Annotated in this window: 25 protein-coding genes and 1 riboswitch; of the genes, 14 read left to right on the top strand and 11 right to left on the bottom strand. The window is 65.8% G+C overall.

Annotated features, from left to right (window positions below; translation table 11 throughout):
* Positions 1–31: 31 nt before the first annotated feature.
* The 5 genes from ABIA30_RS11400 (at position 32) to metE (ending at position 4,771) form a co-directional block, all read left to right on the top strand.
* The gene (locus ABIA30_RS11400; protein WP_370065139.1) at positions 32–316 is read left to right on the top strand and encodes a WhiB family transcriptional regulator; all 285 of its coding nucleotides are present in this window, start codon (positions 32–34) and stop codon (positions 314–316) included.
* Between the two features lie 181 nt (positions 317–497).
* On the top strand, positions 498–713 hold the full coding sequence (locus tag ABIA30_RS11395) for a CbtB-domain containing protein (RefSeq protein ID WP_370065137.1): 216 nt from the start codon (positions 498–500) through the stop codon (positions 711–713).
* Between the two features lie 13 nt (positions 714–726).
* The gene (locus ABIA30_RS11390; RefSeq protein ID WP_370065135.1) at positions 727–1,641 is read left to right on the top strand and encodes a CbtA family protein; all 915 of its coding nucleotides are present in this window, start codon (positions 727–729) and stop codon (positions 1,639–1,641) included.
* 124 nt (positions 1,642–1,765) lie between these two features.
* Positions 1,766–2,131, top strand: a complete 366-nt coding sequence (locus ABIA30_RS11385; protein ID WP_370065133.1) for a YbjQ family protein — start codon at positions 1,766–1,768, stop codon at positions 2,129–2,131.
* 65 nt (positions 2,132–2,196) lie between these two features.
* Positions 2,197–2,395, top strand: a riboswitch (cobalamin riboswitch).
* Positions 2,396–2,509: 114 nt separating this feature from the next.
* On the top strand, positions 2,510–4,771 hold the full coding sequence (gene metE / locus ABIA30_RS11380) for a 5-methyltetrahydropteroyltriglutamate--homocysteine S-methyltransferase (RefSeq protein ID WP_370065131.1): 2,262 nt from the start codon (positions 2,510–2,512) through the stop codon (positions 4,769–4,771).
* A 55-nt stretch (positions 4,772–4,826) separates the two neighbouring features.
* On the opposite strand, the gene ABIA30_RS11375 is transcribed toward metE, so the two are convergent.
* From ABIA30_RS11375 to prpD, 4 genes are read right to left on the bottom strand one after another with little or no spacing between them, the layout of a single operon-like run.
* On the bottom strand, positions 4,827–8,207 hold the full coding sequence (locus ABIA30_RS11375; protein ID WP_370065534.1) for a pyruvate carboxylase: 3,381 nt from the start codon (positions 8,205–8,207) through the stop codon (positions 4,827–4,829).
* Positions 8,208–8,214: 7 nt separating this feature from the next.
* Positions 8,215–9,342, bottom strand: coding sequence for a bifunctional 2-methylcitrate synthase/citrate synthase (locus ABIA30_RS11370; protein WP_370065129.1), 1,128 nt, complete (start codon positions 9,340–9,342; stop codon positions 8,215–8,217).
* The gene (gene prpB, locus ABIA30_RS11365; RefSeq protein WP_370065127.1) at positions 9,339–10,259 is read right to left on the bottom strand and encodes a methylisocitrate lyase; all 921 of its coding nucleotides are present in this window, start codon (positions 10,257–10,259) and stop codon (positions 9,339–9,341) included. The genes ABIA30_RS11370 and prpB overlap by 4 nt, the downstream gene beginning before the upstream one ends.
* Entirely contained in the window at positions 10,256–11,761 is a 1,506-nt protein-coding gene (gene prpD, locus ABIA30_RS11360) for a 2-methylcitrate dehydratase PrpD (RefSeq protein ID WP_370065125.1), read from the bottom strand. Before prpD ends, prpB begins: the two co-directional genes overlap by 4 nt.
* A 120-nt stretch (positions 11,762–11,881) precedes the next feature.
* Between prpD and ABIA30_RS11355 the strand changes: the two genes are divergently transcribed.
* Both ABIA30_RS11355 and ABIA30_RS11350 read left to right on the top strand, forming a co-directional pair.
* Positions 11,882–13,300 carry a short-chain fatty acyl-CoA regulator family protein gene (locus ABIA30_RS11355; protein ID WP_370065122.1) on the top strand — a complete coding sequence of 473 codons (1,419 nt, stop codon included), beginning with the start codon at positions 11,882–11,884 and terminating at the stop codon, positions 13,298–13,300.
* A gap of 40 nt (positions 13,301–13,340) precedes the next feature.
* Positions 13,341–14,000 carry a (2Fe-2S)-binding protein gene (locus ABIA30_RS11350; protein WP_370065532.1) on the top strand — a complete coding sequence of 220 codons (660 nt, stop codon included), beginning with the start codon at positions 13,341–13,343 and terminating at the stop codon, positions 13,998–14,000.
* Here ABIA30_RS11350 and ABIA30_RS11345 read toward each other — a convergent pair.
* The gene (locus ABIA30_RS11345; protein ID WP_370065120.1) at positions 13,978–15,228 is read right to left on the bottom strand and encodes a serine hydrolase; all 1,251 of its coding nucleotides are present in this window, start codon (positions 15,226–15,228) and stop codon (positions 13,978–13,980) included. The two genes, ABIA30_RS11350 and ABIA30_RS11345, sit on opposite strands and share 23 nt — an antisense overlap.
* Before the next feature lie 73 nt (positions 15,229–15,301).
* A complete protein-coding gene (mhuD, locus tag ABIA30_RS11340) occupies positions 15,302–15,619 on the bottom strand; it encodes a mycobilin-forming heme oxygenase MhuD (protein WP_370065118.1) in 318 nt (105 codons plus the stop codon).
* 42 nt (positions 15,620–15,661) lie between these two features.
* Between mhuD and ABIA30_RS11335 the strand changes: the two genes are divergently transcribed.
* Positions 15,662–16,423 carry an alpha/beta fold hydrolase gene (locus ABIA30_RS11335; protein WP_370065116.1) on the top strand — a complete coding sequence of 254 codons (762 nt, stop codon included), beginning with the start codon at positions 15,662–15,664 and terminating at the stop codon, positions 16,421–16,423.
* Between the two features lie 3 nt (positions 16,424–16,426).
* On the opposite strand, the gene ABIA30_RS11330 is transcribed toward ABIA30_RS11335, so the two are convergent.
* A complete protein-coding gene (locus ABIA30_RS11330) occupies positions 16,427–16,771 on the bottom strand; it encodes a hypothetical protein (protein WP_370065114.1) in 345 nt (114 codons plus the stop codon).
* Between the two features lie 71 nt (positions 16,772–16,842).
* Entirely contained in the window at positions 16,843–17,778 is a 936-nt protein-coding gene (locus tag ABIA30_RS11325; RefSeq protein WP_370065112.1) for an A/G-specific adenine glycosylase, read from the bottom strand.
* On the opposite strand from ABIA30_RS11325, the gene ABIA30_RS11320 reads away from it, so the two are divergent.
* Positions 17,777–18,394, top strand: a complete 618-nt coding sequence (locus ABIA30_RS11320; RefSeq protein WP_370065110.1) for a carbonic anhydrase — start codon at positions 17,777–17,779, stop codon at positions 18,392–18,394. The two genes, ABIA30_RS11325 and ABIA30_RS11320, sit on opposite strands and share 2 nt — an antisense overlap.
* 255 nt (positions 18,395–18,649) lie before the next feature.
* On the top strand, positions 18,650–19,438 hold the full coding sequence (locus ABIA30_RS11315; protein ID WP_370065108.1) for a hypothetical protein: 789 nt from the start codon (positions 18,650–18,652) through the stop codon (positions 19,436–19,438).
* Between the two features lie 64 nt (positions 19,439–19,502).
* Here ABIA30_RS11315 and disA read toward each other — a convergent pair whose 3' ends face one another.
* The 3 genes from disA to ABIA30_RS11300 all read right to left on the bottom strand — a co-directional run bounded on the left by disA (position 19,503) and on the right by ABIA30_RS11300 (position 22,668).
* Positions 19,503–20,624 carry a DNA integrity scanning diadenylate cyclase DisA gene (gene disA / locus ABIA30_RS11310; protein ID WP_370065106.1) on the bottom strand — a complete coding sequence of 374 codons (1,122 nt, stop codon included), beginning with the start codon at positions 20,622–20,624 and terminating at the stop codon, positions 19,503–19,505.
* A gap of 45 nt (positions 20,625–20,669) precedes the next feature.
* Complete coding sequence (gene radA, locus ABIA30_RS11305) at positions 20,670–22,052, bottom strand: DNA repair protein RadA (protein WP_370065104.1); 1,383 nt, start codon at positions 22,050–22,052, stop codon at positions 20,670–20,672.
* Positions 22,053–22,113: 61 nt separating this feature from the next.
* Entirely contained in the window at positions 22,114–22,668 is a 555-nt protein-coding gene (locus ABIA30_RS11300; protein ID WP_370065102.1) for a hypothetical protein, read from the bottom strand.
* Between the two features lie 317 nt (positions 22,669–22,985).
* Here ABIA30_RS11300 and carD point away from each other — a divergent pair, with 317 nt between their 5' ends.
* The 4 genes from carD to rlmB are packed head-to-tail and all read left to right on the top strand — an operon-like array spanning position 22,986 to position 26,340.
* Positions 22,986–23,474 (top strand): RNA polymerase-binding transcription factor CarD, encoded by a 489-nt coding sequence (gene carD / locus ABIA30_RS11295; RefSeq protein ID WP_015309632.1) that lies wholly within the window; start codon positions 22,986–22,988, stop codon positions 23,472–23,474.
* Positions 23,475–23,482: 8 nt separating this feature from the next.
* Complete coding sequence (gene ispF / locus ABIA30_RS11290) at positions 23,483–23,959, top strand: 2-C-methyl-D-erythritol 2,4-cyclodiphosphate synthase (RefSeq protein ID WP_370065099.1); 477 nt, start codon at positions 23,483–23,485, stop codon at positions 23,957–23,959.
* Positions 23,960–23,989: 30 nt separating this feature from the next.
* Positions 23,990–25,399 carry a cysteine--tRNA ligase gene (cysS, locus tag ABIA30_RS11285; RefSeq protein ID WP_370065097.1) on the top strand — a complete coding sequence of 470 codons (1,410 nt, stop codon included), beginning with the start codon at positions 23,990–23,992 and terminating at the stop codon, positions 25,397–25,399.
* Positions 25,400–25,401: 2 nt separating this feature from the next.
* Complete coding sequence (gene rlmB / locus ABIA30_RS11280; protein ID WP_370065530.1) at positions 25,402–26,340, top strand: 23S rRNA (guanosine(2251)-2'-O)-methyltransferase RlmB; 939 nt, start codon at positions 25,402–25,404, stop codon at positions 26,338–26,340.
* Position 26,341 lies beyond the last annotated feature (1 nt).

Genomic DNA, 26,341 nt, shown 5'->3' with positions numbered 1-26,341 from the left:
CGGCCCGATCCATGAAAAGGAAGGTCACGGCGTGAGGTTGCCTCAGTGCCTGCCCGGCCCCAACGTGGAATTGTGGGATTGGCAGTTGCGGGCCAACTGCCGTGGTGTGGATGTGCGGACTTTCTTTTCGCCCGATGGGGAGCGGGGTCGAGCCCGATTCGAGCGCGAGAAGCGGGCAAAGCTGATCTGCCATCAATGCCCGGTGACAGCTGAGTGCCGCGAGCATGCCCTACGAGTAGGAGAAACCTTCGGCACCTGGGGAGGCCTGACCGAAGCCGAGCGCGCGCGGCTGCTCGTTGACCAGGGTGTTGGATGACCGTTGAGCCGTTTCGCGTGGCACCCGGCCGGTGTATCGTTCCGTTCCGTATGACGGTGCTTGGAAGCCGGTGTGAATCCGGCACGGTTGCGCCACTGTGAGCCTTCGGGTGAGTCAGACCTTTGACCGTCGTGCATAACCCAATAGGTAGGGGCGCACAACCCCAATAGGAGGTTTGACGATGACGAGCATTCCAGCATCGAGGCCCGGTGTATCGGCCGAGGCGTTATCGGCAGGCCGGGTGGCCGTGCTACTCGGTGTGACGATTTTCCTGGCGCTGCTGGCGTACTACTTCATCGGTGTCGATGAAGGCATGACGTCGGTATTCGGCAAGACCATGGTCGTCCACGAGTGGGTACACGACTCGCGGCACTTCCTCGGTTTCCCCTGCCACTGATCAGGGGACTGTTGTGGAAATCCGCGTCATCGGGCGCGGAGCCCTCGCCGGTCTGATCGCCGGCATTCTGGGGTTCCTCTTTGCCCGAATTTTTGCTGAGCCAACCATCGACAAGGCCATCGACTATGAATCGGGCCGCGACGATATTTTGAACGCGTTGAATAGCGCCGCCGGGCGCCCCATAGCTCCCGACGGCCCCGAGATCTTCAGCCGCTCCATCCAGTCCGGCGTCGGTATTGCCACCGGCATCATCGGTTTCTCGATCGCCATGGGCGCGCTGGTTGCCGTTGCTTACTTGGTGCTGCACGGCCGATTCGGTATCAAGCCGAAGGTGCTGGGCTGGGCCGTCGCCGGGTTCGGCTTCCTTGGCGTGTACCTGCTGCCGTTCGTCAAATACCCGGCCAACCCGCCGGCCATCGGGCACGACTTCACCATCCAGACCCGTGGCGAGCTGTACCTGACCATGGTCGCCGGCTCGGTGATCTTGCTCGGGCTTGCGGTTTTCGCGGTGCGCAAGCTGTCCGGCAAGCTCGGCTGGCCGAAGGCTGTGGGCATCGCGGTGGTCGGATTCTTAGTGGTCTACGGCGGTCTGTTGGCGGCGCTGCCGTCGCTGGGTGACTTGTCTGCCAACGTGGCGCAGGCGGACCAGTTCGGTTTCGCTCGGGCTGCCACCGAAACCCCGCAACCGATCACCAACATCCTGCCGACGCCGTTGAACGTCGAGGGTAAGGGCCTGATACAGCCGGGCCAGATCGTTTACCCGGGCTTCGATCCCGATGTGCTGTGGAAGTTCCGCTGGTACTCGCTGATCAACCAGGCTCTCATCTGGACCGTCATCGGTCTGGTGTTCGGGGCACTGATCCAGCGGTACCTCGACGGTGGAGCCACCAAGTCGAGTGCCGAGTCCACGGAGACCGTCGCGGCCTGACGACAACACCAAAACCGCCCAGATCCGTTGCGGAGCTGGGCGGTTTTGTGTTGACCAAGAGTCTTGAGGTCGGCGGCGGTAGCCTGACGGCGGGATGCAAACGGCGTGCCGGGAGGGCAGCGAAATGTTGGTGGTTACCACGAATGATCTTCCGGGCTGGGAGATTCAGCGGGTCTGCGGCGAGGTGTTCGGGCTTACCGTCCGCTCTCGGAATGCCTTCTCGCAGATGGGCGCCGGGTTCAAGTCGATGTTCGGCGGTGAGCTGCAGGGCATGACCAAGAATCTCGCGGAAAGCCGTAACGAGGCGATGAGTCGCCTGATCGGCGAGGCCCGTAATCGCGGCGGTAACGCCATCATCGCCATGCGTTTCGATACCACCGAGATCGGTGAGGTGTGGACCGAGATCTGTGCGTACGGCACTGCGGTACAAGCGGTTCCGGTGACCGACGGGGCGCGCTACACCGCGCAGCAGCTGGGCTACAGCGGCTGACCTGCCGTCTACCCGGCGTGACGAGGTAATCTCCTGAGTGCAGCTGGTCTGTTGATGACGCTTCGGCGTTTGAGACATCGAATGGTGGGTACCCGCCATGAGAGGGAACCCGGTGAGAATCCGGGACTGTCCCGCAGCGGTATGCAGGAACGAACACCGTCATCTGCACTGGTTTCCTTTGGAACTGGGAAGCGACGGCCATTAGGTGCATCCGAGGATGCGAGCCTGCGAGTCCGAAGACCTGCCAGCTGTGCCGGATGCGCCGCATCCGGCGGTGCATCGCCTCGCGGAATGGGCTGATCGCCGAGGGCGGTTCTCGCTGTCCTCGAGGGATGTCCTTGGGCTGTGCGCACTTCCGTCGCTTTTGAAGGACCTCCCTTGTCAACACTATTCACCGCAACCGTTCTGGGTACGCCCCGCATCGGCCCGAACCGGGAACTGAAGCGGGCCGTCGAACGCTACTGGGCGGCGCGGATCGACCGTGCCGCACTCGAGGAGATCGCCGCGGGCCTGCGCCGCGATGCGCGCACCGCGCTGGCCGAGGCCGGCTTGGACTCGATTCCGGTCAACACCTTCTCTTACTACGACCAGGTGCTGGACACAGCGGTTCTGCTGGGCGCCTTGCCGGCCCGGGTGCAGGGCGTGGCCGATGATCTCGACCGCTACTTCGCCGCGGCTCGCGGGACGGCGGACATCGCGCCGTTGGAGATGACCAAGTGGTTCGACACCAACTACCACTACATCGTCCCGGAGATCGGCCCCCAGACCACCTTCGCCCTGAACCCGGCGAAGGTGCTCGATGAGCTCAAAGAGGCTCAGTCCCAGGGTATTTCGGCGCGTCCGGTGATCGTCGGTCCGATCACCTTCCTGGCACTGAGCAAGGCGGTGGACGGCGCCGCCGCCCCCATCGAACGTCTCGGTGAACTGCTGCCGTTGTACGCCGACCTACTGGGGCAGCTGGCCGACGCCGGTGCCGATTGGGTGCAGATCGATGAGCCGGTGCTGGTCACCGACATCCTGGACAACGCTGCCGAACTGGCCGAGCAGGTCTATTCGGCGCTCGCCGGTGCCGCGAAGCGACCGGCGATCCTGGTGGCCACCTACTTCGGTGCGCTGGGCGATGCGCTGGCCGCATTGGCGCGGACTCCGATCGAGGGCATCGCGGTCGACTTCATCGCCGGTGGTGATCAGCCGGTGGCCGGCGTTGCGGGCTTGGCAGACAAGCTGCTGGTGGCCGGCGTCGTCGATGGCCGCAATATCTGGCGTGCCAATCTGGAAGCGGCATTGGCCCGGCTGGGGGCGCTGGTTGGTTCGGCCAAGTCGGTGGCTGTCTCGACCTCGTGCTCGACGCTGCACGTGCCGTACTCGCTGGATCCCGAGGACGGCCTGGACGATGCTCTGCGCAGCTGGCTGGCCTTCGGCACCGAGAAGGTTCGCGAGGTTGCGACGCTGGCGGTGGCACTGCGCGATGGTCGGGATCAGGTCGCTGCCGAGATCGAGGCGTCGAACCTGGCGGTGGCGTCGCGGGCACAGGATCCCAGGCTGCACAACGGCGTCATCCGCGCCCGTCTGCAGACCGCACTGACCGGAGGCATCGGCCGCGGGCCGGCTGCCGAGCGTCGCAAGGCCCAGGATGCCCGGCTCAACCTGCCGTCGTTGCCGACCACCACCATCGGCTCGTTCCCGCAGACCGTCGACATCCGCAAAGCCCGCGCGGCGCTGGTGGCCGGCGACATCGACGAGACCGAGTACACCAAGCGGATGAGGGCCGAGGTCGAGGCGGTCATCCGCTTGCAGGAGGACCTGGGCCTGGACGTGCTCGTACATGGCGAGCCCGAGCGCAACGACATGGTGCAGTACTTCGCCGAGCAACTGGATGGCTTCTTCGCCACGCGCAGTGGCTGGGTGCAGTCGTACGGCAGCCGTTGCGTGCGTCCGCCGGTGCTGTTCGGTGACGTCACTCGACAGCAGCCGATGACAGTCGAATGGGCCAAGTACGCACAGACCTTGACCGACAAGCCGGTCAAGGGCATGCTCACCGGTCCGGTGACCATCCTGGCGTGGTCGTTCGTCCGCGACGATCAGCCGCTGGCCGACTCCGCCAACCAGGTTGCGCTGGCCATCCGGGACGAGACGGTGGAACTGCAAGCCGCCGGCATCGCCATCATCCAGGTCGACGAGCCCGCACTGCGCGAGCTCCTGCCGCTGCGCGACGCGGACAAGGCCGCCTACCTGAAGTGGGCGGTCGACGCGTTCCGGCTGTCCACCTCGGGCGTCAGCGATGCCACCCAGATCCACACCCACCTGTGCTACTCGGAGTTCGGTGAGGTGATCGGCGCCATCGCGGACCTCGACGCCGACGTGACGTCGATCGAGGCGGCGCGTTCGCACATGGAGGTGCTCGATGACCTCAACGGCATCGGATTCTCGAACAGCGTCGGCCCGGGTGTCTACGACATCCACTCGCCGCGGGTTCCGACCGCCGACGAGATGGCGACGTCGTTGCGCCGTGCGCTCGATGCCGTTCCGGCAGAGCGTCTTTGGGTGAACCCCGACTGCGGTCTCAAGACCCGCAAGACCGACGAGGTCACCGAGTCGCTGCGCAACATGGTTGCGGCTGCGGTCGCGGTCCGCAGCTAGACAGCGAAGAAGCCCCGGTTAGGTGCGCAGTCACCAGACCGGGGCTTCTTCAGACTCAATTCACCACGACGAGTAGATCGTTGCCTTCGACGCTTGCGGTGGGAGCCACCGCAATCCGCTTGACCGTGCCGGCCTTCGGCGAAGTGATGGCGGCCTCCATCTTCATCGCTTCGATGGTCGCAACCGTCTGGCCGGCCTGAACCTGCTCACCCACTGCCACCCCGATCGTCACCACACCGGCGAAGGGCGCCGCGACATGGTCGGGGTTGGCGCGGTCCGCTTTCTCCGCAACTGGAACAGCGCTGTCAATTGACCTGTCCCGCACCTGAATTGGACGTAACTGCCCGTTGAGCAGACACAGCACGGTGCGCATACCGCGATCGTCGGGCTCGGAGATGGCCTCCAGCCCGATGAGCAGCTCCACACCCTTCTCCAATTTCACCCGGTGCTCTTCGCCGCGCCGCAGCCCGTAGAAGAACTGGTTGGCGCTCAGCAGGGAGGTGTCCCCGAATTGTTCGCGGTGCTTTTGGAACTCGCGGGTGGGTCCGGGGAAGAGCAGCCTGTTGAGGGTTGCTCTGCGGGTTGGTCCCGGGTCTGCCAGCTCGGCTTCATCCGCAGCGGTGAGCTCGGCCGTCGGCCTTGTCGGAGCCCGGCCCGCTAAGGCCCTGGTGCGCAATGGCTCCGGCCAGCCGGCGGCCGGCTCGCCGAGTTCGCCGCGCAGGAAGCCGATCACGGAATCCGGGATGTCGTGACGGGCCGGATCGGCCGCGAACTCTTGGGCGCTGATTCCGGCGCCGACCAGCGCGAGCGCCAGGTCACCCACCACCTTGCTGGAGGGGGTGACCTTCACCAGCCGGCCCAGGATGTGATCTGCTCCGGCATAGGAGTTTTCGACATCCTCGAACCGGCCGCCCAGGCCGAGTGCGACGGCCTGGGTGCGTAGGTTGCTGAGCTGACCACCGGGGATCTCGTGGGTGTACACCCGACCGGTCGGCGCGGGCAGACCCGCCTCGAACGGCGCGTAGACCCCACGCAGCGCCTCCCAGTACGGTTCCAGGTCGCACACGTTCGCCAACGACAGTCCGGTGTCGTGGACGGTGTGTGCCGCCGCGGCGACAATCGAACTGAGCGCCGGCTGGCTGGTGGTGCCGGCCAGTGGAGCGGCCGCCCCATCGACCGCTGAGGCCCCCGCCTGCCAGGCGGCAAGGTAGGTGGCCAGTTGACCACCCGGGGTGTCGTGGGTGTGGACGTGTACCGGCAGATCGAAGCGGGATCGCAACGCAGACAACAGGGTTGCCGCCGCGGGTGGCCGCAACAGGCCGGCCATGTCCTTGATCGCCAGCACGTGGGCCCCGGCTTCTACGATCTGCTCGGCGAGTTTGAGCCAGTAGTCCAGGGTGTACAGCGATTCGGCCGGGTCGGACAGGTCACCGGTGTAAGACATCGCCACTTCGGCTACCGCAGAGCCGGTTTCGCGCACCGCATCGATTGCCGGGCGCATCGAGTCCACATTGTTCAGCGCATCGAAGATGCGGAAGATATCAACGCCTGTCGCCGTGGCTTCTTCGACGAAGGTCGAGGTGACCGACACCGGGTACGGGGTGTAGCCCACGGTGTTGCGTCCGCGCAGCAACATCTGCAAGCAGATGTTGGGCATCGCCTCCCGCAGCGCGGCCAACCGCTCCCACGGATCTTCTTTCAAGAATCGAAGTGCCACATCATAAGTCGCCCCGCCCCAGCACTCGACCGACAGCAGTTGCGGTGTCATCCGGGCCACGTACGGGGCCACCTTGACCAGCCCCGAGGTGCGCACCCGGGTAGCCAGCAGCGACTGGTGCGCGTCACGGAACGTGGTGTCGGTGACCCACACCCGCGGCGAGTCGAGCAATGAGGAGGTGAAGCCCTCCGGCCCGAGTTCGGTCAGCAGCTGCTTGCTGCCCGGCGGTGGTGGCACGGTCAGATCGATTGCCGGCAGCTTGTCGCGTGGATAGACCGCCGACGGGCGCTGACCGTGTGGCGTGTTCACCGTCACGTCGGCCAGGTAGTTGAGGATCCGGGTGCCGCGGTCACTCGGCGTGTGAGCGGTGAGCAACTGCGGGCGCTGGTCGATGAATGACGTCGAGACACTGCCTGCGGCGAAGTCCGGGTCATCCAGAACCGCTTGCAAGAATGGGATGTTCGTCGAAACGCCGCGGATACGGAACTCGGCAAGGGCTCGCCGGGCCCGGGCCACAGCGGTCGCGAAGTCGTGACCACGGCAGGTCAGCTTGACCAGCATGGAATCGAAGTGCGCGCTGATCTCCGCGCCCACGTTGGTGCCGCCATCCAGTCGCACCCCCGCGCCGCCCGGACTGCGGTAGGCCGTGATCCGGCCGGTGTCCGGACGGAACCCGTTGGCCGGATCCTCGGTGGTGATCCGGCATTGCAGCGCGGCGCCGCGGATGCGCAGACTGTCCTGGTTCAGTCCCAGATCGGCCAACGATTCGCCGGCCGCGATCCGCAACTGGGCAGCCACCAGATCCGCATCGGTGATCTCCTCGGTCACCGTGTGCTCGACCTGGATGCGGGGATTGCATTCGATGAACACGTGGTGCCCCCGCTCATCGAGTAGAAACTCGATGGTGCCCGCGCAGAAATACCGGATCTGGCGAGCGAATGTCACTGCGTCAGCACAGATACGGCCCCGCAGTTCGTCGCTGAGGTTCGGCGCCGGCGCGAGCTCGATCACCTTCTGGTGCCGACGCTGCACGCTGCAGTCCCGTTCGAAGAGGTGGATCACCTCGCCCGTGCCGTCAGCGAGGATCTGCACTTCGATGTGGCGCGGGTTGAGGACCGCCTGCTCGAGATAGACCATCGGATCGCCGAACGCCGCCTGGGCTTCTCGCGACGCCGCTTCGATGGCTTCGGCCAGCCCTGCGGGTTCGGTGACCCGCCGCATGCCGCGGCCGCCGCCACCGGAGACCGCCTTGACGAAGAGCGGAAACTCCATTTCGGCTGCGGCCGTGAGGAGTTCATCGACCGATGCCGATGGCTTCGACGAGGCGAGCACCGGCAAGCCGGCCGCCCGGGCCGCCGCGATGGCACTGGCCTTGTTACCGGTCAGCTCCAGGACCTCGGCGCCCGGGCCGACAAAGGTGATACCGGCCGCGGCGCAGGCCGAGGCCAGTTCCGGGTTCTCCGAAAGGAATCCGTATCCGGGATACACCGCATCGGCACCGGACAGCTGGGCCACCCGGATGATCTCGGAGACCGTGAGATAGGCCCGGACGGGGTGGCCCTGCTCACCGATCTGGTAGGACTCGTCCGCCTTCAGTCGGTGCGGCGAGTTTCGGTCCTCGTAGGCGTACACCGCAACCGTCGCGATGCCCATCTCGTAGGCCGCCCGGAACGCCCGGATCGCGATCTCACCGCGGTTGGCAACAAGAACTTTGGAGATGGCGCGCTCAGGCAATGGAACGCTGTGGTTGGCCCGAGTATTCACTCAGGGGACGGATGAGTGCGTTGGCCGCGGCCTGCTCCATGATGTGTGCGGTCCATCCGGTGATCCGAGCCATCACGAAAAGCGGCGTGAAGACCGGGATGTCGAATCCCATCAGGTAGTACGCCGGTCCGGTGGGGAAGTCGAGATTCGGCTTGATCCCGGTCGTGGCGAACATCTCACGTTCCAGCACGTTGTAGATGTCCAGCCATTGCTGCCCGCCACGCACTTCCACTACCCGCTCCAGGGCGGCTTTCATGGTCGGCACCCGGGAGTCGCCGTTCTTGTACACGCGGTGCCCGAATCCCATTACCTTGTCTTTGCGGGACAGTTTGCCGTGCAACCACTTCGATGCATTCTCGGCCGAGCCGATCTCCAGCATGTCGTGCATGACTGCCTCGTTCGCGCCACCGTGCAGCGAGCCCTTGAGGGCGCCGATGGCTGCGGTCACGGCGCTGTAGATGTCCGACTGGGTCGAGGTGACAACCCGCGCGGTGAAGGTCGACGCGTTGAAGCTGTGCTCGGCGTACAGCACCATCGACTGCGAGAACGCCTCGACGATCGCCGGCTCGGGAACCTGACCGAAGCACATGTTGAGGAAGTTCTCGGCGTAGCTCAAGTGGCTGTGCGGAGTGATGGGGGCCAGCCCCTGGCGGCGGCGGATATCGGCCGCCACGATGGTCGGCAGCGCAGCCAGCATCCGCAGTGACTTGGTGTAGTTCGCGGCCGGGGTGGCGACGTCCTCCTCGGGATCCTCGGCACCCAGATAGCTGATCGCGGTGCGGACCACGTCCATCGGATGGCAGCTTTCCGGCAGCTTGGCCAGCAGTGAGTACATCGAGCGATCGACCCGCCGGTATGCGCGCTCGCGCTGGCAGAACAGCGCCAGCTCCTGGTCGGTCGGCAACTCGCCATGCCACAGTAGATAGGCGACCTGCTCGAAGCTACAGCGCGCGGCCAGTTCCTGAACCGGGTAGCCGCGATACGTCAGGCTGTTGGTCTCGGGGACGACCTTGGAGATAGCGGTGGTGTCGACTACGACACCGGCCAATCCCTTGTAGATGCGCGGTGTTTCGGGGGCGGTGGCGGTCATGCTTTCACTCCCTGGACTGCGAAGTTGAAGATGTCGGAATCGAATTGGTTGTATTCGGCGTAGCGCAGCAGCTCGTACAGCCGGCTGCGATGCTGCATCTGGTCCAGCAGGCCGGCTTGCGTTCCAGCAGTGTGGATTTCCCGTAAGCCGACCTCGACTGCATACATCGCCAGGCGCAAGGTGGTGACCGGGTAGATGACCATGTTGTAGCCGATATCGGACAACTGCTTGGCACTGACCAATTCGGACTTGCCGAACTCGGTCATGTTGGCCAGCAACGGTGTGTCCACGGCAGCCCTGAACTTCTCGAATTCACTGGGGGTGGAAAGTGCTTCGGTGAAGATCAGGTCGGCCCCGGCGTCGGCATAGGCCTTGGCCCGGTCGATGGCGGCGTCGATGCCTTCGATCCCAGCTGCATCGGTGCGGGCGCAGATGATGAAGTTCGGGTCCCGTCGGGCGGCGACCGCAGCCCGCATTCGCTTGATCATCTCGCTGGCCGGCACCACGGCCTTGCCGTCGAGGTGGCCGCAGCGTTTCGGGTTCACCTGATCTTCGAGGTGACATCCGGCCAACCCGGCATCCTCGAGAATCGTGATGGTGCGCGCGGCGCTCATCGGCTCGCCGAAGCCGGTGTCGGCGTCCACCAAAGTGGGCAGGTCGGTGGCAGCGGCGATCTGTGAGCTGCGGCCGGCCACCTCGCTCAACGTGGTCAGTCCGATATCAGGCAGGCCGAGATCGGCGGACAGTACCGCGCCGGAAACGTAGACGCCCTCAAAACCGATCTCGGACACCAGCTTTGCCACCAGTGGTGAAAATGCGCCGGGGAAGCGTTGCAGCCGGCCGGAATTCAAGCCCGCCCGCAGTGTCGCCCGTTTTTCAGTCGCGGAGACCGTCGACCCCAACAGTCCGGCGCTCATCGGAAAATCCCCGAAGGGATCGTCGGAGCCTTGTCCAGTACCACCTGTTCGACCCGCAGATTGAGGGCGCCGAGGCCGCCCGGCTTCACCGTGGCGAGGTCGTCGACCAGGGCGAGGAACCGTTTCTGCTCGCCGCTTTCGATGACACCTTCTGCCAGCGTGGTGAACTTGTTGCGGTACTGCTCCCGCTCGAACGGACGGGCACCCAGTGGGTGAGCGTCGGCCACTGCCAGCTCGTCGGTGATGATCTCGCCACTCTTGAGGGTCACCACGGCTTTGGCGCCGAAGGCCTTCTCCGCCGGGTCATTCGAGTGGTAGCGCCGGGTCCACTCCGGGTCTTCGACGGTCGAGATTTTGTTCCACAGCTCGATGGTGTCCGGCCGGTGGGCGCGCTCGGGGGAGTACGACCGCTCGTGGTGCCAATCGCCGTCCTGCAGTGCGACCGCGAAGATGTACATGACCGAGTGGTCGAGGGTCTCGCGGGAGGCGTCGGGATCGAACTTCTGCGGATCGTTCGAACCGGTGCCGATCACCACGTGGGTGTGGTGGCTGGTGTGCAGGACGATGGTGGCGATCTGGTCCAGATCGCCGATCCGCTCCCGCATCCGGCGGGCCAGGTCGATCGGAGCCTGGCTCTGGTACTCGGCGCTGTGTTCCTTGGTGTAGCTGTCGAGGATGGCCAGCTTGGGCTCGCCGGGTCCGGGCAGCGGCACCTGGTAGGTGTGTTCGGGGCCGGACAGCAGCCAGGCGATCACGCCGTCTTCACCCTCCCAGATGGGGGCCGGCGCGCCCTCACCGCGCATGGCGCGGTCAACGGCCTCGATGGCGACCTTGCCGGCCAGTGCCGGGGCGTAGGCCTTCCAGCTGGAGATCAGGCCCTTACGGGACTGCCGGGTGGCGGTGGTGAGGTGCAGGGCCTGACCGACCGCGGCGTAGATGGTTTCGGGGTCCAGCCGCAGCATGGTGCCGATGCCCGCGGCGACCGACGGTCCGAGGTGCGCGACGTGGTCAATCTTGTGTTCGTGCAGGCAGATTCCACGGACCAGGTCCATCTGGACCTCGTAGGCGGTCGCGATACCGCGGATCAGGTCGCTGCCGCGAACGTCGAGCTGCTGAGCCACTGCGACCAGTGCCGGGATGTTGTCACCGGGGTGGGAGTACTCGGCGGCCAGGAAGGTGTCATGGAAGTCGAGTTCGCGCACGGCCACGCCGTTGGCCCAGGCCGCCCACTCGGGGGAGTAGGTGCCGTCGATGCCGAACACGGTGGCGCCGCGCTGGGTGCGGTGAGTCTGGGCCTGGGTACGAGCGACGGTGACCGGGCGGCGGATGACGGATGCGGCGGAGACGGAGGCGTTGTCGATGATCCGGTTGATGACCATCGCTTCGACCTCGGGCGTGACCTCGACCGGGTCGGCGGCGACCTGGGCAATCTTGGCGGCCAGGTGTTCGGAGCGGGGGAACTCTTCTGCGCTGCGTCGGGTGCGTACCTCGTGTGTCTGCATGATCCGCACGCTACGCAGCTCGGTAATCGGTAGAAAGACCCTGTAAATGCGTAATTTTGTGTCCTCTACCCCGTAGATTTGCAAACTTTGTGTAAGCGACGGGGGCTACGCTCGCAGGTGGTGGCAAAGACATTCGTGGGCGCCCGTCTGCGACGGCTGCGCGAGGAACAAGGCCTGACCCAGGTCGCGCTGGCGCGCGCCCTGGGGTTGTCGACCAGCTACGTCAACCAGCTGGAAAATGACCAGCGCCCGGTGACCGTGCCGGTGCTGCTGACGTTGGCTGAACGATTCGATCTACCGACCAACTATTTCGCGCCGGATTCGGATGCGCGCCTGGTGTCCGACCTTCGCGAGATTCTCACCGACTCTTCGGCAACTGCGGGCCAGATCGAGGAACTGGTGGCCAGAATGCCGGCGGTCGGCCAGATGCTGGTCAGCCTGAACCGCCGATTATTCGATGCCACAACCGAACTCGACGCGATGCACACGCGGGCCAATGTCGATGCGTCGGTGCCTCTGCAGCAGCCGATGCCGTTCGAGGAAGTACGGGACTTCTTCTACGACCGTAAGAACTACATCGGTGAGCTCGATGAGGCGGCGGAGTCGTTGTTCGCTGAACGTCGAATGCGACTCGGCGGTTTGGACACCCAACTCGCCGACTTGCTGACCGAGGAATTCGGCGTCACGGTGGTGATCGACGACGGCGATGTGTTGGGCCCCAACGCACAGCGGTCCTACCGGCCGGATACCGGAGTGCTGTATATCGCGCGTTGGCTCCATCCCGGGCAGCGGGCGTTCCAGCTGGCCACTCAGGTGGCGTTGTTGAGGCATGCCGAATTGATCTCCGCCATTGTGGCCACCGATGATCAACTGAGTTCAGAGGCAAGGGAAGTCGCTCGCATCGGTTTGGCCAACTATTTCGCCGGCGCACTACTGCTGCCGTACCGGATATTTCTGGACGCTGCCGAGGAACTGCGGTACGACATCGATCAGCTGGCGCGGCGGTTCGAAGTCGGGTTCGAGACCATCTGCCATCGGCTATCGACGCTGCAGCGCCCCGACGCGCGTGGCGTGCCTTTCATCTTCGTCCGTACCGACAGTGCCGGGAACATATCGAAGCGGCAGTCCGCCACGGCATTTCACTTCTCCCGCGTTGGCGGCAACTGCCCACTGTGGGTGGTACACCACGCGGCTGAGCGGCCCGGCGAGTTCATCACTCAGGTGGCGCAGATGCCCGATGGTCGTTCCTATTTCTGGATCGCGCGAACCACGGCATCCGCCCCGAGCCGATATCGCGGACCGCGCAAGCGTTTTGCGATCGGCTTGGGCTGTGACCTCGCCTACGCCGAGAAGTTGATCTATTCGGCCGGAATCGATCTGGCTGATCCCGATGCGGCGGTTCCGATCGGGGCGGGCTGCAAGATCTGCGATCGTCCGGCCTGTCCACAGCGAGCGTTTCCGTACATCGGTCGACCGGTGCGCGTCGATCCATACAACAGCAGCGATCTGCCTTATCCACCGACGGGGCCAGGACGGTGAAGCGCCGAAGCTCCCTATCGTGGGGGCGGCGACGGTGAGCATGCACGATGAGTTGGCATCGTTCGGACCATTCTTTGCTATTGCAGCGCAAGATGATTCGCGGCTTTGGCAGCCGATGACGGCACTGGTTGACGACCCGGCGGTACTGGGTGCCCGCGTCGATCGGGTTCGCGAGGCGCTGGCCGCAGGCGGTGGCTGTGACCCTCAGCAGATCGATCTGCGAGTGGCGGCGTCGGTCGCCCACCTCGGACTGGTAGCCCGGCTGTTGGCACCGATGATCGGGATGGCAGCGCTCGGGCGGTCGAGGACGTGGTCGTTGAACGATCTGTCGTGGCAGGACGAGCTCGGCGGGCCGTTCCCGTTGTCCGTGGCCACCGAGCACATTGTCGGAGTGCCCGCGGTCGAGGCGATCACCGAAGCCTGCGAGCGATTCAACGTCAGCCGAAAAGTGCTGTGGGGCAATGTAGGTTCAGCGGCCAACAGCGCGGCACAGCAAGTCACCCGAGCTCGACCCGAGCTGTCCGAAGCGGCCCGGGCTGCAGCCGACGACATCCTGGCGGACCCGCGGGTCGACGGGGGAGCGCTGCGTTCGGGTCCGAACTTCCGTCGTCTCAGCTGCTGCCTGATCTATCAGCTGGCCGGTGACAGGGCCGCTTGCTGCGGGGACTGTGTGCTGGTCACTGCACCGGCAGCAGGCTGAAAGCCTGTCGCGCGATACTGAGCAGCCACTGCGCCGCGGTCTGCCCGCGGAACTCGTTCCACTTCACGTGGAAATTGAGCACCCACGGCTGCCCGGTGTGATCGACGGCGTACCAGCTGAATCCCATGTCGCCGGGCAGGTTTCCGCCCTTGGCCGCGATGTATGGCCACTTGGTACGGTCCAGGTCGATACCCGAGACGGCCGACATGATGTCGCGCACCGGTGCGGCGGCCCCGACGGCGGCGGCCTGTACCGCGACGTGCTCGCGGCAGACATCGGCGGCCGTGCCGTACCACTCGGCTCCGATGTTCGACGCCGGTGTGTGGGTGCGCATCGGATCCGGCAGGTACGGACGGGAATTCGCGTCGGCCAACAGTGCGTCACGGCCGGACTTGGATGCTCGCATCCACTGCTCGCGGACATCGGGGTTGCCCCAGCCGACCGAGAAGATCGAGTGCATGGTCGGGAACGGGGTCAGGCTGGCCGGATCGTGATGACCCGCGGCGATTACGGCCTGGTCGACCGCGGCCGGGCCGACCTTGTTGATCAGCATGTCGGTTGCCATGTTGTCGCTGACCGAGATCATCTGCAGAGCGGCCTCGCGGATCGTCACCTCACTACCGAGCGGCAGCCGGTCGAGCCCGGCCGATCCGAGCTTCTTGCCCTCGGCGGTGACGGTCACCTTGTCGTCCCAGTGCAGGGTTCCGGCCGTCACCGCATGGGCAACCGCAAGCAGCACATACAGTTTCATGATCGACGCCAGCGGCATGGGCGTGTCGACGTTGGCGCCGGCCACCTGGACGCACTGGCCGTCGACGATCTTGGCGACCTGATACGAATAGTGCGCGCCGGATTTGGCGATCTGCGTGTCGATGTCGGCCCACGAGGTCACGGGGGGCGGGAGCAGCGTCACTTCGAGTCGGTCGACCATCCCGCGGGAATCGGTGTGAAGGGCGATGTCCTGGTTGACGCCATAAGAATTGGTGACGTGCAGTGTCTCCTGGTCAGCGCCGACGCTGACCCCGCTGACGGTGAACGGGCGATCCGGCCATATCCACTTGAGCCGGTAGGTGATGTCGTCGACTTGAGCGGGCGCAGCCAGGGTGCGCACGTTCCCCGGCTCAATGGACCAGTTCGAGTTGAGCATGTCCATTGTCTGTTTGGCCCGGATGCCCGGCGGCGTGTTGGTGTCGATGGGCGCGCCGTAGGCGCCCTTGGCGCGCGGCACCTCGCCGGGTGCGCAACCGCTCGACAGAGTCAGAGCTATGACGCAACCGGCAGCCAGGGCCGCGCGGCAGGCGTCAGTCCTGCGCGGGCGACCCAGCAACGTCCAACACAACCTCGAATTCGAGCAGCGATGCGCCGGTCGCAACCGGGTTGGCGCGCTGGCCGGCGTGCGCCTCGACCGCGGGGCCGTTGGCCCAGGCCTGGAACGCCTCATCGGACTCCCACTGCGTCACCACAAAGTAGCGGTTCTCGCCCTTGACTGGGCGCAGCAGTTGGAAGCCCAGGAAGCCAGGCTGGTTGTCGACGGCGTGCGCTCGGTGCGCGAACCTCTTCTCCAACTCTGGGCCTGCGTCGGCCGGAACCTCGATCGCGTTGATCTTCACCACGGGCATGCGGTTCAGGTTACCGCGCGCCGCTGACGGCAGGATGTCCCCATGACCACCGACCTGCTGACCGCCCACGGAGGCGCTGGCGAGCCGATTGTGCTGGTGCATGGATTGATGGGTCGAGGGAGTACCTGGGGCCGCCAGTTGCCCTGGCTGACGGCGCTTGGCCAGGTGTACACCTACGACGCGCCGTGGCACCGGGGCCGCGGGGTGAACGACACCGAACCGATCAGCACCGAAAGGTTCGTGGCCGATTTGGCCGACGCGATCAGACCGCTGGGCCGGCCCGCCCGGATCGTCGGGCACTCGATGGGTGCGCTGCATGGCTGGTGTCTGGCCGCGGTGCACCCGGAGTTGGTCAGTGCCTTGGTGATCGAGGACATGGCGCCGGACTTCGTCGGCTTCACCACCGGTGCATGGGACCCGTGGGCACATGCATTGCCGATCGAATTCGATTCTCAGCAAAAGGTTTTCGATATGTTCGGGCCTGTCGCCGGCCAATATTTTCTGGATGCCTTCGACCGGACCGCAACTGGCTGGCGGCTACACGGCGAGGCCGGGAACTGGGTCCGGATTGCCGCCGAATGGGGTACCCGCGACTACTGGGAACAGTGGGCGGCAGCGCGGGTGCCCACATTGTTGATCGAGGCCGGCAATGGGGTGACACCGGCCGGTCAGATGCGGCGGATGGCTGAAACTGGTTATCGAACAACCTATTTGGAGGTTGTCGGAGCCGGGCATCTGGTGCACGACGACAACCCTGCCGCGTACCGGCGCGCCGTCGAGGAGTTCCTGACGGGCGCCGGTTGATGCTCAGCCCTGCGGGCGGCAGAAAGCGTTGACGTACACCGTGGTGAATTGACTGGGGTCGATCTTGTGCCCGGTGTGGTCGATGTTGGAGTCGGACAGGCCGTGGACGTCGGTCACCGAACACTGTGACAGCGGCGAGACGGTGTTGGTGTTGATCTGTACGTGGTAGCCGCGGGCCTGCAGGTCATGCACGGTATCGGCGGCCGAGCCCCCACCTGTCGGCATTGCTGACGCCTGGGTGACGGGAGCTATCGCTGCCACGGCGAACGCACCGGCTGTTGCAGCCGCGACGGCCAGACATCGGCGGTAGTTCATCTTTCGTTCAACTGGAATTCGGTAACTGGTCATGATTCATTTCTACGTGCCTGTGGACCCGATTTGGGGTCTGAGGCCCGTACTCATGTCAATCTCATGGAATTTCAGGTGAACTGGATCTCACCCTCGCCGGCCAGCGCAAACCGACCGTCGGCCGTCTGTTCGACCAATCCGTCAACCAATAGCGAGTCCAATGCGCGGTCGCGTTGCGCGGTGTCGGACAACCACGCCACGTCGAGCTGGGCCTTGGTGACCGGAGAATGGTTGTCCCGCAACACATCCAACAGCCGGCCCCGAACCTGCCGGTCGGTGCCCGCGTATTTCTGCGCCGGACGGGCCGGCATTTCGGAGGCCGGATATCCGTCTGCCCGCCAGGCGCACGAACTGAGTGGGCACACACCGCATTTCGGCGAGCGCGCGGTGCACACGATGGCGCCGAGTTCCATCAGCGCAGCCGAAAACACATGCGCCGTGCCGTCTTCGGGCAGCAGTGCGGCCACCTCACGCAGATCGTGCGCGCGTGCAGGAGCGTCGGCCCAGCCTCGAGCCACCCGGTTCACCACGCGTCGCACGTTGGTGTCGACCACCGGAACCGCTTGCTGGTAGGCGAAACATGCCACCGCGCGCGCCGTGTAGGCCCCGATACCGGGCAACGTGAGCAGCGTGTCGACGTCGGCCGGCACCTCGTCTCCGTGTTCGGTGGCGATCACCTGCGCGCATTCATGTAAGCGCTTGGCGCGGCGCGGGTAGCCCAATTTGCCCCAGGCTCGCAGCACATCTGCCGCGCTGGCGGCGGCGGTGGCCGACGGGCTGGGCCAGCGCGCTATCCACTCCTGCCAGATCGGCTCGACCCGGGCCACCGGCGTCTGCTGCAACATGAACTCGCTGACCAGGATCTGCCACGGGGTGACACCCGGTCGGCGCCAAAGTAGATCCCGTTGGGCATCGCGATACCACCCCAGCAGTTCATCGGCCCGAATGAAGTTCGCTTCGACGGTCACGGCAAGCCCAAGGCGTTCGCGGTGCACAATGGGCCACATGCCGAACTCCAGCCCGATAAATGCGTGGAAAGCACTGAAAGAGGGTAACGACCGGTTCGTCGCGGGCGAACCGTTGCACCCGAGCCAGAGCATCGAGCGCCGAACTGCGTTGGCCGGTGGGCAGAAGCCCACCGCCGTGCTGTTCGGCTGCGCCGACAGCCGCGTCGCGGCCGAGATCATCTTCGATCAGGGCCTCGGTGACATGTTCGTGGTGCGAACGGCTGGGCATGTGCTGGACTCCGCGGTGATCGGTTCCATCGAGTACGCGGTGGGTGTCCTTGAGGTTCCGCTGATCGTGGTGCTCGGACATGACAGCTGCGGCGCGGTGCAGGCCACCATCAACGCGCTGGACGACGGCGCCGTGCCGGGTGGTTACGTTCGGGACATCGTCGAACGCGTGACCCCGTCGATCCTGGTGGGACGCCGCGAGGGACTCACCGAGGTCGACGAGCTCGAGGCCCGGCACGTCAACGAGACCGTCAAGCTGCTGAGCAGCCGGTCGACCCTCATCGCCGAACGACTGGCTGCAGGCAAGGTGGCGATCGTCGGTGCCACCTACCACCTGGCCGACGGTCGAGTGGCCAAGCGCGACCACGTCGGCGACGTCGGTGAATAACCGGCACCGCCGGCGTGGCGAATAACCGGCACCGCCGGCGTGGCGAATAACCGGCACCGCCGGCGTGGCGAATAACCGGCACCGCCGGCGTGGCGAATAGCCGGCACCGCCGGCGTGGCGAATAGCCGGCACCGCCGGCGTGGCGAATAGCCGCGATGACCTCTGCCACGCCGGGTACCCACCGCGGCCGGGTTCACATGCGACACGCCGGACCAGGTCAGACAGCGCAAGGTGTCGTGCCCTTACCGTGACAATGTGCCGGATCTTGAACCGCATGGCCCGCTTCCGTCCCAGATCTACTGGCGCCGGCGGATGCTGGCGATCGGTGTTGGTGTCGTCGTCCTGATCCTGGTCGTAGTCATCGGCGTCTTCGCTTTCAGCGGTAGCGACAGCCCCCAGCCTCAGCTGACCACCAAGTCGGCGTCCAGCCCCACCCCACTGCCCGGCGAGACGCCCGGCGTGAAGAGCCCGATCGCGCCTCCACCGGGTGAGGCACCACCGCCCACGCCCACACCGACTCCGGCGGTCACTCCGCCGCCGGTGCTCAAGGCAGGCGACGACTGCCCCGATTCGACACTGGCGGTCAAGGGCATCACCAACCAGCCGGACTACGTCATCGGCGATCAGCCGAAGTTCACCATGGTCGTCACCAATATCGGTCTGGTCGAGTGCAAACGAGACGTCGGTGCCGCGGTCCTGGCGGCCTACGTATACGGACTGGACAACGGCCGGCTGTGGTCGAATCTGGACTGCGCGCCGTCCAACGAGACCCTGGTCAAGACGTTCAAGCCGGGCGAGCAGGTGCAGACCGAGGTGACCTGGACCGGTATGGGCTCGGCGCCCAACTGCCCGTTGCCTCGGCAGGCGATCGGCGCGGGCACCTACAACCTGGTCGTACAGCTCGGCAATCTGCGCTCCGCGCCGGTGCCGTTCATCCTCAACGAGGCCAAGCCGCCGGCTCCCGGTGCTCCAGCGGGTGACGCACCGCCGCCGGCTCCGGGTGGCGAGGGCCCGCCGCCGGCCCCGCCGGCGCCCGGCAACTAGTCGATTCCGCATCGCCGCGCTCGCCCCGGCTCGATTTCCCGTCGCTGCGCTCGCCCCAGGAAGCTCAGGCCAGCCGGTCGGCGATAGTCGACTCAGCCAGCAGCGACAGACCCTCTCGGATGTGGCGGGCCCACATCGAACCGATGCCCTCCACCGATTGCAGGTCGTCGGAGCTTGCCGCGAGGAGTCCCTGCAGCGATCCGAATGAACGCACCAGCAGGTCGACGTGGGCGAACTGCAGTCGGGGGATGCCCGCCATCGCGCGGTAGCCACGGGAACTCATGGCCGAGTCCTGGGCCTCCGGAGTCGAGGGGTAGCCGAAAACGCTTGCCAGCGCGGTGAAGTCGAGCAACTCGTTGTCGCTGAGTGCATCGAGTTCTTCGAGCGTGGCGCTGACCTGCGCCGCGGTCGGGGGTTCCGGATTGGCGTGGTAGTCGCGCACGATCAGTTCGCGCGCCGCATCGTTGTCGCCGACCAGCTCTTCGAGTTGCAGCTTCAACTGGCGCCCGTCGGTACCCAACTCGACCACATCGGCGTCGATCTCCAGGCTGATCCGGCGCACCATCTCGAGCCGCTGCACCACCGTCATCACATCGCGCAGCGTGACGAAATCCTCGATCTCGGCCATCGACAGCTGCTTGCTGACCTCGTCGAGCCGGGACTTGTAGCGCTCCAGCGTGGCGACGGTCTGATTGGCCCTGGACAGGATGGTCGCCGAGTCGGGCACCACGTGCCGTTCGCCGGCGACGTACACCGTCACAATGCTCATCGAGTGACTCACCGATACCACCGGGAATCCGGTCTGCACGGCAGCTCGCTCGGCAGAGCGGTGCCGGGTGCCGGACTCATCGGTGGGGATGGACGGGTCCGGGACCAACTGCACGTTGGCCCGCAGGATCCGGGTCAGGTCGCTGGACAGCACCACGGCACCGTCCATCTTGGACAGCTCACGCAGCTTGGTCGGCACGAACTGCACATCGAGGGGGAACCCGCCGTCGCAGATGGCTTCCACGCTGTCGTCGTAGCCCAGCACGATCAGACCACCGGTGCGGCCGCGCAGGATGCGCTCCAGGCCGTCGCGCAGCGATGTGCCGGGTGCCAGCTTGCCCAGGGTCTCGCGCAGTGTGGGGCGGGCCAGCTCCACGACAGCTCCGCGACTAGCCCTGCCTGCCGCCTTTACCGCCATTGGGTCTCCTCCCCGGATCCCAGCGCCTCGTCGGGCAGCTGTGGTTTACCGATTCTCGGCGATGTTGCGGAGCACCCGCAATGCTGCGCCGATGTTATCCGCAGGCACGATCCGCAGCCCGGTTGGAGCGGTCATGACGCCCGCAGGCACCACGGCGACGGTGAACCCCAACCGAGCGGCCTCGGCCAGCCGACGGTCCATTCCGGTAACTCGGCGCAGGTCGCCGGCCAACCCGACCTCGCCGATGGCGATCGCAGTGGTCGGCAGCGGTAGATCGGTGTAGGCGGACGCGATCGCCAGGGCCACCGCAAGATCGGTCGACGGGTCGGTCAACCGCATCCCGCCGACGGTGGACAGGTAGATGTCGTTCGAGCCGACCGGCAGGTGGGCGCGTTTCTCCAGCACTGCGGTGATCATCGCCGCGCGGGCCGAGTCGATACCGCTGACCGCCCGCCGTGGCGCGCCGGCCGCGGGCGAGCCGATGAGCGCTTGGATCTCGCCGATGAGCGGGCGCTTGCCGTCCAGACTGACGGTCACCGCGGTCCCGGACACCGGTGCCGGACGCTGGTCCAGGAATAGTCCGGATGGGTCGGCGACGCACTCAATTCCATTGTCGTGCAACATGAAACAGCCGACTTCGTCAGCGGCGCCGAACCGGTTCTTCACGCCGCGGACCATACGCAGCGCCGAGCTGCGGTCGCCCTCGAAATGCAGCACCACGTCGACCAGGTGTTCCAGCGAACGTGGACCCGCGATGGCGCCGTCCTTGGTGACGTGACCGACCAGGATCATCGCGACACCGGTGGTCTTGGCCGCCATGGTCAGTGCCGTGGTCACTGCGCGGACCTGGGTGACACCACCGGTCACCCCGTCGGCCTCTGCGGTCGACATGGTCTGCACTGAGTCGACCACCACCAGCGACGGCTGCACCTCTTCGATGTGCCCGAGTGCGGTCTGAAGGTCAGATTCGGCGGCCAGGTAGACCTCGTCGTGCGTGCATCCGGTGCGTTCGGCGCGCAACCGGATCTGCCCGGCCGATTCCTCGCCGGACAGGTACAGGGCCCGCCGACCGGTGCCGGCCCAGCGGTGAGCCACCTCAAGCAGCAGGGTTGATTTGCCCACGCCGGGGTCACCGGCGAGCAGCGTCACCGAACCCGGGACCAGGCCGCCGCCGAGGACCCTGTCCAGCTCGCTGATGCCGGTGTGGAAGTGCCGGGTGGTGCCGGGATCGATCGAGCTGATCGGCACGGCAGGGGACGTCGGTGCCACGGCCCGGCGGGTGGGTGCGACCAGCGAGGACAGCACCGGGACTTCGTTGACGGTGCCCCAGGTGCCGCAATCAGGGCAGCGGCCCACCCATTTCGCGGCGACGTGCTGACACTCCGAACAACGGAATTGCGAACGTGCTTTCGAACCGCTTCTGGCCATGCGGCGACGTTAGCGGCTGGCACCGACATCGGGACGCGTCAGGCGACCCGCGCGAGTCGGATCAGTTGCGGCGCTGGTCGGAGCCGGCCGAGATCGGAACCTCGACATGGGCCTCGCCGGCGTTCTGGAACTTGAAAGTGAACTTGTAGGTCAGCCCGTTGCTGATCGGCTGGGTGAGCGCGACGTCTGCGGTTGCGGTGCTGTCGTCCGACTTCAGCAGCGACTGATCCCTGCCGTCGGGAGTGCCGACCAGTAGGGAGCCGCCTGCGGGCACGGCACCGTCGCCCCGGACCATCACTTCGCCGGTGTCGGACGTGACGGACAGCAGCTTGTCGGCCGTGTCGGCGGACTTGTTGACTGCGACGAACTTCAGCTCGGCCATGCTGCCCGGCTTGACGAAGTCGCGGGTCTGCTTGGCCTGCAGGTAGACGTTGCGCAGATCGATGCCGGCCTTGGTGTCGCCGATGGTGGCGGCCGTGCCGTTGACAGCCGGCCGCTGGTTCGCGGTCTGTGAGACCTGACCGGCGCCACAACCGGTGAGTGTCACCGCGGCGACCAGCCCGCAGGCGGCCAAGCCCGACGTGACGGCAGAAGTGCGCGATTTGGTGCGGTTCACTCAAGGCCTCCTGCTCGCCGCCCGCGGGGGTGCGCGGCGGACTTCGATGTGCTGTCCGGACAGGTCCGGCGTTCGACTATGCAGAGTAGTAGGTGGCGGTTGACGGCGGTAGCCGAGGCCCGTTATCGCCGCCGATCGGTGTGGTTTTCCGGCGCGGTTTCTTTGCCGTCTATAACGGCATTGTGGCGCCCGCCACTCATGGATTCGCCGTCCTGTCAACCCCTTGCGTTAACCTGAGATGCCCCTGACCTGCATAGTTGGTCCGCACGTGTCGTAGCTCCGTGCTAACATTGGTATGTGAAAGGGGCCCGAATCTGATGATTTTCAAGGTCGGAGACACCGTTGTTTACCCACACCACGGTGCTGCATTGATCGAGGCGATTGAAACCCGGACCATCAAAGGCGAACAAAAAGAGTACCTGGTGCTCAAAGTCGCACAGGGTGATCTGACTGTTCGAGTCCCTGCAGAAAACGCTGAGTACGTGGGTGTTCGTGATGTCGTCGGCCAGGAGGGCCTGGACAAGGTCTTCCAGGTGCTGCGTGCGCCGCACACCGAGGAGCCGACCAACTGGTCGCGTCGGTACAAGGCGAACCTGGAGAAACTGGCTTCCGGCGACGTGAACAAGGTCGCCGAGGTCGTCCGCGACCTGTGGCGTCGCGATCAGGAGCGCGGGCTGTCCGCCGGTGAGAAGCGCATGCTGGCCAAGGCTCGCCAGATCCTCGTCGGTGAATTGGCTCTGGCCGAGAACACCGATGACGCGAAGGCCGCGATCATTCTGGACGAGGTCCTCGCCGCAGCCTCCTGAAGGCCGCAGTGAATTTCCGTGTCGGTCTCGGTACCGACGTACATCCCATTGAGGCTGGTCGGCCATGTCGACTGTTATGCCTGTTGTTCGACGATGCTGACGGCTGCGCCGGCCACTCCGACGGCGACGTGGCCGCCCATGCCTTGTGCGATGCCCTGCTGAGCGCCGCAGGACTGGGTGATCTCGGCAGTGTTTTCGGTACTGACCGGCCGGAATGGCGCGGTGTCACCGGTGCCGAGATGCTTCGGCACGTCCACAAGCTGGTCCACGACGCTGGCTTTCAGATCGGCAACGCCGCTGTTCAGGTGGTCGGCAACCGGCCGAAGATCTCGCCCCGACGCGAGGAGGCCCAGCAGGTGTTATCCGATCTGCTGGGTGCCCCCATATCGGTGTCGGCGACCACCACTGATGGCCTTGGCCTGACCGGCCGCGGGGAGGGTCTGGCCGCGATTGCAACGGCCCTGGTGGTCGGCCGTGGTCAATGACGCTCGAATAGGCCGGTAAGCTGGCACGTCGTGACCGAACACCGTCTCCAGGGCCTACGGCTCTACGACACCATGACCGGTGCCGTGCGGGACTTCACCCCGGTGCGGCCCGGACACGCATCCATCTATCTGTGTGGCGCTACCGTGCAGGGCCTGCCGCACATCGGCCATGTGCGTAGCGGTGTCGCATTCGACGTGCTGCGGCGCTGGCTGGCCGCCAAAGGCTATGACGTCGCCTTCGTCCGCAACGTCACCGACATCGACGACAAGATCCTCACCAAGGCCGCCGACGCCGGCCGTCCCTGGTGGGAGTGGGCCGCCACGTTCGAGCGTGCCTTCACTGCCGCCTATGACGCGCTGGGCGTACTGCCGCCGTCTGCTGAGCCGCGCGCCACCGGACACATCACTCAGATGGTCGAGCTGATCGACCGACTCATCGCGCGCGGCCACGCCTATGCGGCCGACGGCGACGTCTACTTCGACGTGCTGAGCCAGCCTGACTACGGCAAGCTTTCCGGACACCGCATCGACGACGTGCACCAAGGGGAAGGGGTTGCGACCGGTAAGCGCGACGCGCGCGACTTCACCCTGTGGAAGGGCGCCAAGCCGGGCGAGCCGTCGTGGCCGACGCCTTGGGGCCCGGGTCGTCCCGGCTGGCACACCGAGTGCGTGGCCATGTGCGAGGCGTACCTGGGTGCCGAATTCGATATCCACGCCGGCGGTATGGATTTGGTCTTTCCGCACCACGAGAACGAGATCGCCCAGGCCAATGCGGCCGGTGACGGGTTCGCCCGGTACTGGTTGCACAACGGCTGGGTCACCATGGGCGGCGAGAAGATGAGCAAGTCTCTCGGCAACGTGCTCGCGATTCCCGCTGTGCTGAAACGGGTTCGGGCCGCGGAGCTGCGTTACTACCTGGGTAGTGCCCACTACCGCTCGATGTTGGAGTTCTCCGAGACGTCGTTGCAGGATGCGGCCAAGGCCTATACCGGTATCGAAGAGTTCCTGCACCGAGTGCGCAACCGCATCGGGGCGGTCGAGGTCGGCACCTGGACCGAAAGGTTCGCCGCCGCACTGGATGACGATTTGGCGGTGCCGATTGCACTGGCCGAGGTGCACGCCGCTCGCGCTGAAGGCAACCGGGCGTTGGACCTTGGTGATCATCAGGGCGCGATGGCCGCCGCGACGTCGATCCGGGCCATGATGGGGATTCTCGGCTGTGACCCGCTCGATGAGCGGTGGGAATCGCGCGACGAGACCTCGGCCGCACTGGCGGCGGTCGACGCTCTCGTGCAGTGGGCGTTGCAGGGTCGGGCGGAAGCCCGGGAGAACCGGGACTGGGCTGCGGCTGATGCTATCCGCGACCGGCTCAAGTCGGCTGGCATCGAGGTCACCGACACCGCTGATGGCCCGCAGTGGGCCCTAACTGATGGGGCATGACGATGGCCGGAAACTCCCAGCGCCGCGGCGCTATTCGCAAAGACGGCACCAAGAAGGGCCCGACCGTCGGCTCAGGTGGTCAACGCCGCCGAGGTCTGGAGGGTCGAGGTGCCACGCCGCCGGCGAGCCAGCGACCCAACCACAAGGCGTACAAGCAGGCCGCGAAGACCGCGCGATCGAATCAGGGACGGCACAAGAAGACCGACGACGTCGAGGTCGTGGTCGGCCGCAACCCGGTGGTCGAGTGCCTGCGTGCCGGCGTTCCGGCCACCGCGCTGTACGTCGTGCTGGGCACCGAAGCTGATGAGCGGCTGACCGAATCGGTAACGCGTGCAGCGGATTCCGGCATCGCCATCATGGAGGTGCAGCGCCACGATCTGGATCGCATCACCAGCAACGGTATGCATCAGGGCATCGCGTTGCAGGTGCCGCCCTACCAGTACGCGCACCCGGACGACATGCTAAAGTCGGCGACCACTGATTCCACCCCGGCCTTGCTGGTTGCCCTGGACAACATCTCCGACCCGCGCAACCTGGGCGCGATCGTGCGTTCCGTGGCGGCGTTCGGTGGACACGGCGTGGTGATCCCGCAGCGGCGCTCGGCGTCGGTCAGCGCGGTCGCCTGGCGTACCAGCGCCGGGGCCGCAGCCCGGCTCCGGGTGGCCCGCGCGACGAATCTCACTCGGACACTGAAGGATTGGGCCAATGCCGGCCTGACCGTCGTCGGATTGGATGCCGACGGCGACACCACACTGGACGAACTGGATGGGTCCGGGCCGATGGTGGTCGTGGTCGGATCCGAGGGCAAGGGTCTGTCTCGTCTGGTCCGGGAGAACTGTGACCACATCGTGTCGATCCCGATGGCCGGGCCCACCGAGTCGCTCAATGCCTCGGTGGCCGCGGGTGTGGTGCTGGCCGAGATCGCCCGCCAGCGCCGCTAGC

The organism is Mycobacterium sp. MAA66 (assembly GCF_041261665.1).
Lineage (GTDB): Bacteria > Actinomycetota > Actinomycetes > Mycobacteriales > Mycobacteriaceae > Mycobacterium.
The sequence above is the reverse complement of the archived record's forward strand: the minus strand, read 5'-3'. Positions and strand labels throughout refer to the sequence as shown.

Bases quoted from the DNA above. Each gene is read 5' to 3' on its own strand.
- ABIA30_RS11395 (WP_370065137.1), top strand. From the start codon at position 498: ATGACGAGCATTCCAGCATCGAGGCCCGGTGTATCGGCCGAGGCGTTA.
- ABIA30_RS11385 (WP_370065133.1), top strand. From the start codon at position 1,766: ATGTTGGTGGTTACCACGAATGATCTTCCGGGCTGGGAGATTCAGCGG.
- ABIA30_RS11370 (WP_370065129.1), bottom strand. From the start codon at position 9,342: ATGACCGCCACCGCCCCCGAAACACCGCGCATCTACAAGGGATTGGCC.
- prpB (WP_370065127.1), bottom strand. From the start codon at position 10,259: ATGAGCGCCGGACTGTTGGGGTCGACGGTCTCCGCGACTGAAAAACGG.
- prpD (WP_370065125.1), bottom strand. From the start codon at position 11,761: ATGCAGACACACGAGGTACGCACCCGACGCAGCGCAGAAGAGTTCCCC.
- ABIA30_RS11350 (WP_370065532.1), top strand. From the start codon at position 13,341: ATGCACGATGAGTTGGCATCGTTCGGACCATTCTTTGCTATTGCAGCG.
- mhuD (WP_370065118.1), bottom strand. From the start codon at position 15,619: ATGCCCGTGGTGAAGATCAACGCGATCGAGGTTCCGGCCGACGCAGGC.
- ABIA30_RS11335 (WP_370065116.1), top strand. From the start codon at position 15,662: ATGACCACCGACCTGCTGACCGCCCACGGAGGCGCTGGCGAGCCGATT.
- ABIA30_RS11330 (WP_370065114.1), bottom strand. From the start codon at position 16,771: ATGACCAGTTACCGAATTCCAGTTGAACGAAAGATGAACTACCGCCGA.
- ABIA30_RS11320 (WP_370065110.1), top strand. From the start codon at position 17,777: ATGCCGAACTCCAGCCCGATAAATGCGTGGAAAGCACTGAAAGAGGGT.
- ABIA30_RS11325 (WP_370065112.1), bottom strand. From the start codon at position 17,778: ATGTGGCCCATTGTGCACCGCGAACGCCTTGGGCTTGCCGTGACCGTC.
- disA (WP_370065106.1), bottom strand. From the start codon at position 20,624: ATGGCGGTAAAGGCGGCAGGCAGGGCTAGTCGCGGAGCTGTCGTGGAG.
- radA (WP_370065104.1), bottom strand. From the start codon at position 22,052: ATGGCCAGAAGCGGTTCGAAAGCACGTTCGCAATTCCGTTGTTCGGAG.
- carD (WP_015309632.1), top strand. From the start codon at position 22,986: ATGATTTTCAAGGTCGGAGACACCGTTGTTTACCCACACCACGGTGCT.
- rlmB (WP_370065530.1), top strand. From the start codon at position 25,402: ATGGCCGGAAACTCCCAGCGCCGCGGCGCTATTCGCAAAGACGGCACC.